At 32.1% G+C, this 11441-nt stretch carries 12 protein-coding genes; 8 read left to right on the top strand and 4 right to left on the bottom strand.

All coding sequences use genetic code 11. The annotated features are described in order from the left end of the window. The 4 genes from OM075_RS23215 to OM075_RS23200 form a co-directional block, all read right to left on the bottom strand. Nucleotides 1–173 (bottom strand): helix-turn-helix transcriptional regulator (locus OM075_RS23215; protein ID WP_301192952.1); only part of this gene is annotated, 173 nt, incomplete at its 3' end. A gap of 420 nt (nt 174–593) precedes the next feature. Further along, on the bottom strand, nt 594–2249 hold the full coding sequence (locus OM075_RS23210; protein WP_301192951.1) for an SWIM zinc finger family protein: 1656 nt from the start codon (nt 2247–2249) through the stop codon (nt 594–596). 27 nt (nt 2250–2276) lie between these two features. Further along, the gene (locus tag OM075_RS23205; RefSeq protein WP_301192950.1) at nt 2277–2735 is read right to left on the bottom strand and encodes a DUF7713 domain-containing protein; all 459 of its coding nucleotides are present in this window, start codon (nt 2733–2735) and stop codon (nt 2277–2279) included. A 264-nt stretch (nt 2736–2999) separates the two neighbouring features. Then, nucleotides 3000–3725, bottom strand: coding sequence for a DUF6088 family protein (locus tag OM075_RS23200; RefSeq protein WP_301192949.1), 726 nt, complete (start codon nt 3723–3725; stop codon nt 3000–3002). Between the two features lie 1083 nt (nt 3726–4808). Between OM075_RS23200 and OM075_RS23195 the strand changes: the two genes are divergently transcribed. From OM075_RS23195 to OM075_RS23160, 8 genes are all read left to right on the top strand, one after another. After that, entirely contained in the window at nt 4809–5576 is a 768-nt protein-coding gene (locus tag OM075_RS23195) for a transposase (protein WP_301192948.1), read from the top strand. A gap of 242 nt (nt 5577–5818) precedes the next feature. Beyond that, complete coding sequence (locus tag OM075_RS23190; RefSeq protein ID WP_301192947.1) at nt 5819–7117, top strand: T9SS type A sorting domain-containing protein; 1299 nt, start codon at nt 5819–5821, stop codon at nt 7115–7117. Between the two features lie 297 nt (nt 7118–7414). After that, on the top strand, nt 7415–7711 hold the full coding sequence (locus OM075_RS23185; RefSeq protein ID WP_301192946.1) for a type II toxin-antitoxin system HigB family toxin: 297 nt from the start codon (nt 7415–7417) through the stop codon (nt 7709–7711). Nucleotides 7712–7721: 10 nt separating this feature from the next. After that, nucleotides 7722–8090, top strand: a complete 369-nt coding sequence (locus tag OM075_RS23180; protein ID WP_301192945.1) for a helix-turn-helix domain-containing protein — start codon at nt 7722–7724, stop codon at nt 8088–8090. Between the two features lie 41 nt (nt 8091–8131). Beyond that, nucleotides 8132–8392: a hypothetical protein gene (locus tag OM075_RS23175; protein ID WP_301192944.1), complete on the top strand. Its 261-nt coding sequence runs from the start codon at nt 8132–8134 to the stop codon at nt 8390–8392. A gap of 483 nt (nt 8393–8875) precedes the next feature. Continuing rightward, complete coding sequence (locus OM075_RS23170) at nt 8876–10336, top strand: ISNCY family transposase (RefSeq protein WP_301192943.1); 1461 nt, start codon at nt 8876–8878, stop codon at nt 10334–10336. Nucleotides 10337–10619: 283 nt separating this feature from the next. Next, nucleotides 10620–10895 carry a hypothetical protein gene (locus OM075_RS23165; protein WP_301192942.1) on the top strand — a complete coding sequence of 92 codons (276 nt, stop codon included), beginning with the start codon at nt 10620–10622 and terminating at the stop codon, nt 10893–10895. Further along, nucleotides 10895–11335 (top strand): hypothetical protein, encoded by a 441-nt coding sequence (locus tag OM075_RS23160; protein ID WP_301192941.1) that lies wholly within the window; start codon nt 10895–10897, stop codon nt 11333–11335. The genes OM075_RS23165 and OM075_RS23160 overlap by 1 nt, the downstream gene beginning before the upstream one ends. The last annotated feature ends 106 nt before the right edge of the window (nt 11336–11441 follow it).

Genomic DNA, 11441 nt, shown 5'->3' with positions numbered 1-11441 from the left:
TTATGTCCGAACAATGCCAACACCTCATTAACCTTATCCATACGCAAGCTTGGTTTTCCTTGCTCTAAGTCTCTTATAAAGCGAAGTCCTACTCCTGCTCTTTCAGCTAAATCTTGTTGTGTTAATCCAAGCTGCTTTCTACGTTGTTTCACAAATTGTATTAGTCCAAGCATAATTTATACCTTTTAGGGTATAAATATAGTGATTATTTTAATATTATACCCGATATGATATAATATGTGTAAATATGTCTATTTTATACCCTATGAGGTATAATTGCTTCATAGTATAGAATTATTAGTCCAGTTTATTAGTTAAAAAATGGACATCTTATTGGTTAGCTTCATATCTTCTATGTCAAGTATTTTGATCAAAATACTTGACAATAAATTGATTTTTTAAGTTCAGTTCCTTTTTGCTTTTTGGAGTGAAATGAGTTCACAAAACGCATTTAAAATTTGCATTTTGGCCTTTTTGATGGACTTTCCGGGGACTTTAGATTCTTTCTTAAATATGAAACTATCCTTTCTCTATAGTTTCTATTGATGAAAACACACAATAATCATAAATTAATCTTAGCATAAAATTTTAAACTAAAATCTGCTAAGCATTTGAATAAGATTTCTTCGTCGTTTATAATTTATGCGAATATCCGTAAGCAATTTGTTAGCCATGCTTTGATTTATCTGTCTTAACTGACTAATTGTTTCAGCAATTCTGGCATAATTAGAGTTTCCAGCGTTTTCAAGGTTCTCTTCAAGTCGTTTCAAGAAATATGCTTGCGCCTCCTCTTTAAACTGCTTTTTATACTTCTTATAAAACTGAAAAACCATATCATCATAAAACAGGTTGTTTTTAATCAAATCCAATGCGTCTTGTAATCTATTTTCGTCCTCATAGTAACTTAATAGATCATAAGCGTTCCTCTTTTTCAGAACCTGTTCAAAATGTGAGATATCCTGCAAATTGTAATTCTTCACTTTCAACAAGATTGCTTTATCAGGTTTTAAATCAATAACTTTTCGGGCAACATTGTTGATGTTACCGTTTGTTTTAATACATAAATCAAGGTAATAATCTAGCATTTCCTCATTGACATAGCCGTTTGAGCCATCTAGATATTGCTCAATATGTTCATAAGCTTCTGAATACCTAGATTGTCCCATCAATAATTTAATCAAAGAAATAAAGTGATTCTGGTTGATTCCGGAGAGCTTCAACAGCAAGCGTTCTTTTTGATCATCTGCTAGTTTCTTTTCAATATTATTGTACAAACGAGAAAGCAAGGAGTCGCTTAACATCTGCTCATTTGTCAATAAATAATCACAAAGCTGACTAGATTCAGGAGGATTTATGCTTGAAGGCATTAACACAGCTATCTCTTCAAACGTTGTATAAGACATCTGTAATAAGGTATCATCTAATTTTTCAAGATATTTTATTTTTTGTTCAATGGGTAAATGAGAAGTGTAATCGATTACGAGCTGGTTAAAATCAGAAGATTCAAAATAACCGTCTCCATAATAATCATCAATATACAAATAACCTTCATCAAAGGCACTATCCACTTTTTCCATAATAGAAACAAACAACTTACCTATTTCTTCAGCAATGATATTCTCAAAACCAGATAGCTTTTTTAATTGTTTGAGCAAAGCATCCTCCATCACACTTGGCTCATATAACAATTCATGATCGTTAAAAAATCCATTGATCTTTTTCTCTACACGCTGGAAAATGACTAAAGCATCCTTCTTATCTGTCTTCTTATTTTGTAATTGCAATACAAAGTCATCTGGGATATACTTTTTGACCAACTTAATTAATTCTGACTTTGACAACTGTTTTAGATGTGCATCAAGCGTAACATCCTCCTCCTTTGCTGTAACCTTAATCACCTTTTGAACAGGAATATTGTCAATACCTTCATCTACCACATGTAATAAAACTGCAATAATATGCTTACAGACAGCTCCTCCATAAGGACAAGAACAAGTTCCATAAATCTTGTCTTCATGCTGATAGATTTCGACTTCATATTCATAACTACCATTTACCGAGGCCTGAATCAAATTATTAGCTTTCTCTATTGAAGCATACTCAACCAATCCCGATTCAAAATATTCGTAACCTCTATTGAATATCTTATAATCACAACACGATTCAATATCATCTTCAAAAATATTATCTAAAGATTCCTTTAGATCCATTGATGATGCATCAAATAAATAATCTCCAAACCTTTGCATAACTGTTTACCTTTTAAAGAATAGAACCTATTCATTTGGGTCTATTATTTCAAGCCTGAACTTAAAAGAACAATATGGAGAGAGCAACCTACTTAACTGCTGAGCTGAAATTTTCTTACCATCAACAGAAAACAAAGGTTTTGAAATATCCATTCCCCAATCAGCCAACACAACGCCTTGCAAGCTATTATCTTTTACCACAAAATTACCTTTATCATTCATTCGTAATGATTTTTGGTTTATTTCATTTTTAACTTTTGCTTTTAGCCTTAATTCTGCAGCTTCAATATCAACATCATAGTCTGATAAGACCTCCATCTTTCTGGGATAGTAATTATCTGTTTCTTCTGCATCTTCAACAGCTATTGATAATTTTCCACTGGGAACATCGAAGGTTATTATTTTGAAATGATATTCTTTCTCCCATTTATCGGTAATAAAGAAATCGTAACCATCTTTAAGGGGATCTGTTATAATTGTTGTCATAATCCTTAACCTATTTTAATCGTCCATTCCACTGACTGCAATCGTTCTTTGATACTCTTCAGTGTATGAACAATATCATCACCGATCGGTAATTTTCCATATACCAACTTTGCAAAAATGTTTCTTTTCCTATTTCATTGTGAAATATATTGTACAAAGCATATGTCACCCAATAGTCTTTTTCAATATAAATTGGCGATATATTTAATTGTTGAGCAGTATAATTTACTGCATCTTGATATAGCAGTTTGTTTTTATGAAGTCTCATACAATATTCCAATTCTTTATCGTTGGTAATTCATTAGGCTTTATTCCTACCTTGTATTTGGTCAGTGGATTCAAGTTCTTTTTTAGCTTAGCAATTTCAATATTAGCATCTATATTCTCAAGTATTGCCCCTAAAAGAGCTTTCACTCTTGGTGGATAAACTAAAGCAAGATTCACAAGCATTTTTAATTGATTACCATTTTGCTGTTTTATTAAACTGGTAAGCAACTTAATAGAATTTTCAATATTACCGTCCGGTATTTTTTTTATGTCTTTTAGAGCATCTAGTATACCCAATAGCTTATAATTTGATTCTGTTACATCAGCATAACTTTTTACAGCATCGGCTTTTAGCGCTCCACGGTTTATATATATTCTTTTAATACGACTTGCTATAGAAATTTGGTTTGCCACTTGAGTTGTTAATCCCATTTGGTTATAAAGTGAAATACCCGTTACATAAGCAATACGTTTGCCATTTTGAAAAAGATAAGTATTTAGTTGGTTATTATAATCGGGTTCAAGCTCCCCGAAAACAGTTTGTTTGGGTTTATAAAACTTACCTTTCGATACCTTTTTTATTACACCTGCACTCTGTAAACGCTCCAAGGCTTTTGCTGCTGTTATAAAATCTTTTTTAGAAATACCCAAATCAAGATACCCAAAAGCTTCTCCTTCGGGCATCTTATTTATTTGATTACGTATTTCTTTTGCTAAATTCATATAGCAAAGTTACCTATATTTTTTTAGTGTCAAGTTTTTTGATCATAAAACTTGACATTAAATCCATTTTTAGGTTCGGTTCCTTTTTGCTACTTTTGGAGGGAAATGAGTTTATTAAAACGCATTTGAAACGGGCATTTTTGCCAATTTTGGTGAAAATGAATTAATAGATTTTACTGTATTTTTCCCAATAATCCTATCCATTTTTAGGTCGTAATTGAAAAAACAAAAAGCGGTTCAATACTTTTTGAACCTCACTGCTTCCCCAAAATAAACAAATTCTTTTAAATTGATAAAACAGGGAAATATAGCGCTATTTTAAAAACATAATACTGATATAATTCATCCAATTTTGGGTTCTCGGGGTGGAGAGATTATACCCCTATCCTGTAACATATTCTTTTTCAATTCTTTTTTCTAATATAACTCTTAGTCGTTCCCGAATTGTTCACCTTTTATTTAGCTTAAAATAAAGGCTTTTAGTGTCCTTTGACATAAAGTAAAGGTACAGAAAATCATTGGGTTTTGATATTAAAACAATGCAAAATGTATTGAATACTTGACAACCATATATATTATAAAAATTCCATTGTCGGTAATCATATCTATAAGAAATATAAAACTTCACATTAAAATGTACAATTACATTTATTACACAAGGAAATCTAAGACTAAGAACATTTATTACTATCATTTCCTTAACGTAAGGAACCCTATAGATTAATAAATCTAAAATTACTGCTTATAATCCATGTTACCTTCATGTAACAAAGTTTATAATAATTAAGCTCTTCTGTTCATAAGACAATATATTTGCTATCTTATAATGCCAATTAAGGGTTGAATTATTAAGTAAAAAAGTAGCGTAAAAGCCTGATAATCAGGGTGTTTAATTTGTTTAAATCCTTGAAAATCAGTATCTTATAGTTGTTTTCGAAGCAGCTTTTAGATATGATTCTCAAGGATAAGGACCACAATTTAATAAGAATATACAACTTAGTCTGTGACTATTTTGACGAATTAAGATATTACTGTGAACGGTTCAGTAATAATAACAAACCAGAGTTTACTGATCAGGAGGTAATGACGATATACCTTTTCGGTATCCAATATCAAGGATATACCAAAATAAAGCAGATTCATAAATTTGCTTGTGATTACCTATCGGATTGGTTTCCTAAGCTAGGTTCTTACCAGGCATATAACAATCGATTAAATCGATTAAATTGTGCATTTACCAGGTTGTCAGAGCTATTGGTTAGGGATTTCCAACCTGATGATTGCATAATCGACCAGAATTTACTGGATTCTATGCCCATCATTACTTGTTCGGGTAAACGAAAAGGGAAGGTAGCAAGGGAAATAACAGACAAAGGATATTGTTCCACAAAAGGGCTATACTACTATGGTATGAAGTTACACATGTTGGGCTTCAGAAGACAAGGAACTTTGCCGTTCCCTGAACAAATACTTTATACTCCGGCATCAGTAAACGACATTAATGTCTACAAGGAAGCTTGGTCACAAATGTATGACCGGACTTTCTTTGGCGACAAAATATACATGAATCATGAATTTAATGAGCAAATGAAAATAACGTATAATTCAGAAATGTTGACTCCGATTAAGGCTGTAAAAGGCATGTCCGATATCATCAAGCAAAGGATAAAAGCTGCAGATGATTTATATTCTACAGCTGTTTCCAGAGTGAGGCAGCCCATCGAAGCCATGTTCTCCTGGATTATTGAGAAAACAGATATCCAGCGAGCAAGTAAGGTTAGATCAACCAAAGGCCTGATAGTACATGCCTTTGGAAAGCTATCTGCTGCGTTTCTTAATTATGCTTTTTAACCTTGATTCGAATATATATCAATAGTATAATTGGTGTGTATTAATATAATATTTGACTTTACTGGTCAAATAGTTTTGTAAATTGATTGTACATAACTCAACAATATTTATTTTTGATACCCATAATATTCACTTTTGTATTAAAGAAAATATTAACAGTATTAGTCTATAATCCCCGTCTACAGATTAAATACTAATATTGATAATGCTAATATTTATTACAAATACTTTTTAACAAACGTATGAAACACTCATTTACTTTATTTTTAATGGCATTTTTATGTCTTAACGTAATCTCAGCACAAGAAACACTAGAAGTGCCAGTAACTTTTAATGGTAATACAGATACCGATTGGTCAAAATCATCAAACTGGGAAGTAGATTATTATTCTTCTGATTATGACTTACAGTTTTCTTCATGGTCGAACCCCAAAGTACCCTATTGGACAGTGACAAGTGGTACTACTGATGTTAATTGTTATGTTAGTGCAATTATTACAAATGGTGTTACCTGTGATCTTATTGACAGCGATAACTCTTTTGATTTTTATGAAACCGCAGCCTATTATCAAAGAATGTATAATTTAACGGTTGAAGAAAGTGCTACTTTAAATTTCACATATGGAACAGACCTTTCAAGTGAAGAACCAACACCTTTTTATATTACAAAGTATTTCACTGTAAATGGAACATTAAATTTAAATCGAGGTAAAATTGATTGCCGAACTTATACATATATTACAAATGGTACTATTACTGTAAATGATGGTACAGTATTAAATAGTAAAAATTTTACTTTTTTAGGTGATTTTTATGAAGCAGCAACTGCTTCAACTGATGAAGTTAATAGTGTTGGACGTTTAATTGTAAATGGAGGAACCGTTTATCCTGGAAGTTATGGATTCAGATTTAGAAACCATTATACCGGAAATACTGAACCTGCTTTAGAAATTAATGATGGTATAGTAAGAGGTACAATCAACGACTTACTAAATACCGAAGGAAAAGGATATGCTGTTACAAAACCAGGACAAATAGAAATTAATAGTACAGGAGAATTCCAATTATCAGGATATTTGATAGATGATTTATGGTTTCCTCTTTATGATGGAATTTTCACAAGTAACAATGGCACAAAACTAAGTGTTACTAATAAAGATGACGCTACAGTACAAGAACTTGCATTAATGAATGGATTAACTATTACTGAGGTTGATGAAGATGAAGATGATGTAACTGATTATTTAAGTATTAAAGCAAATGATCCAGTACCAACTGCTATAGAAACTATTATCAGCAAGAAAAAAGAAATAAATATCTATCCGAATCCATCAAGTAATGGTGTTTTTTATCTTGATGGACAAAATTTTACTTCACCTGTAAATGCAACAGTATATTCAACAAGTGGAAATATTGTATTTAACAAAAAATATAAAACAAGTTCTGTAATAACAATAAATACCAAACTATCCAAGGGTATATACATTCTAGAAATTAATACTAACGATCAAATTTATACTAAGAAGATATTAATAAAATAAAAATGACTGATAGAGAGGCTATCTTCAAAGTGATAATAGCCTCTTTTATATTTAATGTTGTCTAATCCCAAATACATAAATTATTATACAATATCAAAATAGTATCAAAGTCAGGAATATATAGCTAATTAGTTAATTTATAAAAATGAAAATGTGCACACTTTTTTACCTCACAAAAGGAGTATTTCATAAATTTTTAACTGCAAAATATCCAAAATAAAACTACATATTATGTAACTATATTACACTATATGTAATTTTATTATTATCTTTGTACATATCAGTTAATTAATAAGTATGAGAGTAATATCATTTGCCAAAATTAAAGCCTATTTTACCAAACATGCCAATGCTAGGGTTAGTTTACAGGAGTGGAATCAAAAAACAAAAAAGGCAGATTGGGAAGATTTTACAGATATAAAAAAAACATTTAATTCTGTTGACAATGTTGGGAATGATAGATATGTATTTAATATAGGAGGCAATAATTATAGATTAGTTGCTCTAATTATATTTAAAATGAAAAAAGTGTTTGTGAGATGGATAGGAACTCATGCTGAATATGATAAATTAAAAGATATTGATAAACTATAAATATTGAGGTATGGAAAATATTATAACACATGAAGAATATGTGAAAGCTCAAATTAGGTTAGAAGAAATTATAAAACTTGATTTAGTTAGTAATGATACTCCTGAAGATGATCCATTGCTTCAAGAATTAGATGATGTTTCTGATATTATTGAAGCTTATGAGGAAGAACATTACCCAATAGGCTTACCTAGTTTGATTGAAGTAATTGAATTGAGAATGTTTGAAATGAAACTTAAACAAAAGGATTTGGCAACTCTTTTAGGTACTTCCGCAACAAGGATAAGCGAATATCTTTCAGGAAAAAGGGAAATTACTTTAAACATTGCTAAAGCTTTACGTAGTAAATTAAATATTGATAGTGATATTATATTACAATAGACATAGTATATGCAAGTGTGCATACTTACTTACATTATAAAATGGATAGACCTAAAGACGAAATTATAAGTAAAGCTGCCTATGGCGATGTAGTAGCTTTAGCTAAAATATACGAGTACTTGAAAGAATATTCGGTTAAGTTATCACCTGTGCAAAAAGGTCATCTGGATATTGAGAAAAATAGTATAATTCTTAAAGGTATGGATTATCGTATGAAAAAGGAGCAGATGAAAGCCTGGGGAAAACTCATTGATGAAATGATAATACAAATTAAAAGTGGAGAAATAACAAACCTGAATTAGTCTCAGAAAACGCAGGAATGATTTAACACAAGACCTTATGCTTGACAAATCTTCATTATCTCTTTTGCTGAGTGGTAAATGTAAAATGAATAAGTCCGTTAAGGCTGCTTTCTTCTATTATTTTGCTTATAAGAAATTACAAAAGGAAAAAGATTCATAAAAATAGAAAAATACTCTATTGATCCGTACAATATGCCGTTATTACATATTATATTTAAGAGTTTGTTAATCGTTTATAACGTATATATTTTCTAAACGTTTATAAACGGATACTATTTGTAATTAATAGTATAACAAGTGTTTATACTATATAGTCTCTGCAAGTAAACTCGATATATATTCTCGCTCAATTGGTTAGTGTTGAAAACTAGTTTGAATCTTTATGGGTTTTGGCTTGTTGAAATCAATTAAAATGCAGATATTCAATTTATTGACAATTTGAGATTCGTCTGATTTAACACAAACATTTAATCAGGTTCAGATATGCGAAAAAGATTCGAGCAGCAAATTACCCTTGGCAGGTTGTTGATACAGGACACAAAAATACCCACTGCAAAACGCAGTGGTGCATTGCCAGGCTTGTGCGCAGCGTTAAAAGAAATATTCGTTACCCCCAAGTGGAACACTCAAGTGTTCGAAATTCTGGGGAAAAAGATATTTTCGGAAAACAACAACATGGGAAGGCCGGGAATGAATCTATGGCAAATATTCGTACTCTCGCAAGTTAGGCTGTGCCAGAATATTAGTTATGACGACCTCCACCACATCGCCAACTACGACTCGTTGATCAGGCAACTAATGGGTATCGAGAACGGTTTCGGCCATGAGCGCACGGAAATAAGCTACCAGAACATTATTGATAACGTTGGGTTGTTGACCGACGAAACCGTAAAGGAACTTAACGAGATTATTGTTGAGTTCGGGCACGAGGTGTTTAAAAAAAAAGAGGAGGAAGCATTGTGCTTAAAAACCGATAGCTTTGTGGTGGAAAGCAACGTGCATTTTCCGACAGATTACAACTTACTGTGGGACAGTGCCCGCAAATGCATCGACATGGTCACCAAACTTCAGGAAAGGAACAACCTTCCGGGTTGGAGAAAGATAAAAAACTGGCGCAGTGACCTGAAAAACAAAATGAGGGCATTGGGCAGAGCAAGTGCATCCTGTGGCAAAGGCAAACAAAAAAGGTTAATGGACTCTTGTCAAAAATATCTTTCTAAAGCCAAAACACTCTTGGCTAAGCTCGAAAAAGAGAAACCTGGCTTTCCGCAAACAGAGCTTGAGGATTGGGTAATCGTGATGGAACTGGAACGTTTTATGGAGTTGCTGGAGAAACACATTGAATTGCTGGAAAGGCGTGTGGTAAAAGGGGAAAGCATACCCCATAAAGAGAAAATGTTTTCTATATTCGAACAGTATACCGAATGGGTGACAAAAGGAAAAATGCGCCCCAATGTGGAGCTTGGTAAAAAGGTAGCCATAACCACAGACCAGTTCAACCTGATAGTAGACTACCTGGTTATGGAACACCAGTCTGATTCCGAGATAGTGCAGGAGCTTGCACAACGAATATTTGCACAATACGCGGTGAGCAGCTGGAGCTTTGACAAAGGCTTTTGGAATAAATGCAACAAAGAAACATTACAAAAAGGTGTCGAAACCCTGGTATTGCCTAAAAAAGGCAAATGCAACAAAGCGGAACTCGAAGAAGAATATAGTCCAAAGTTCTTGAAACTGAGAAACAGACACAGTACAGTGGAATCGAACATTAACGAGTTGGAACACCGGGGACTGGATCGTTGCCCAGATAAAGGTTACCACAATTTCAAAAGGTACGTAAGTCTATCGATTAGCGCATACAACCTCCGGAAAATAGGTGAGCAACTTATTGCGGAAATGCGCACCCCCGAAAAAAGCAACAGCCTTCGCAAGAAGGCTGCATAAGATATTTAAATATTGATTTATTAAGTGTTTTGCATGGGACACGTATGCATTTTTATTGTTCAAAACAAACAAAAAGCAAAGGAATAAACAGTCTGGTTAACAAAAAGCATTTAAACAACCTTTCTAAACATTTGTATTGTCGAAACAAATCAACTGAAATTTGTCAAACTTGTATAAAACCAGACTTTTCTTGCCAGCACTATATAAATTGTTATATTATTTTATTTTATAAAGAAGTTACCAATAAGGCTAAGACCGTACTAATCTGATAAAATATAACCTTATGAAAGAATCGTATAATAAAGAAATTCAATTAAGATGCATCACATGTGGAAATATTGATTTTGACTTCAATGAGGAAAAGACATACATCAAATGTACAAGCTGTAACAGAGAATATTTAGGTGGTTATGATGAACTTGTTGGATTAAATCAAGAATTAATTGACAATGAAATTGAAGACACCAAGAAAGAATTGGAAAAAGACTTAACAAAGGAAATGGAAGATATGATAAAAAAAGCTTTCAAAGGAAATAAATATTTTAAATTCAAAGGCTAATGGAATATATAGCTTTAATTTTATCGGCAATTGCTCTGATTTTTACTTTGTTTACATATCTACGTCATGACAAAAAAATTAAGCAACAATCAAAGATTATAAATGATTATCAGTTACAAAAAATTAATGCTGAGATAGAGGAAGATAAAAAAGCTGATATTGGGATTAATGTAATTCGCGTAAAAAATGGCAATAGAACTATAAAGGTGTATAACAAAGGGAAATGTATAGCAAGAAATATAGAAGTAATATTACCTGATATTGATGGGTTTTCAGAGATGAGAAATCCTTGCCCAATGGATATAAGACCACAAGATGGTATTGAAATATTAATTGGAGCAATAACAGTTAGATGTCCAGAAACAATTGAAATTACTTTAAAATGGGAGGATAACTTTAAACAGGATAATATTGAGCACAGAAAGATACAAATTAAATAAAGCCCTATTGGTAACACTTAGAATATAATTAATCACGAGCATCCGAAGAAAGATACCTACCATGATGAAGGTGATTAAATATATTCGTTGTTGAACGTTACCGGGA

The sequence above is a fragment of the Plebeiibacterium sediminum genome (assembly GCF_026013605.1).
Taxonomy (GTDB): Bacteria; Bacteroidota; Bacteroidia; order Bacteroidales; family Marinilabiliaceae; genus Saccharicrinis; species Saccharicrinis sediminus.
Note: the sequence above shows the minus strand (reverse complement) of the source record. Positions and strands in the feature narration are given on the sequence as shown.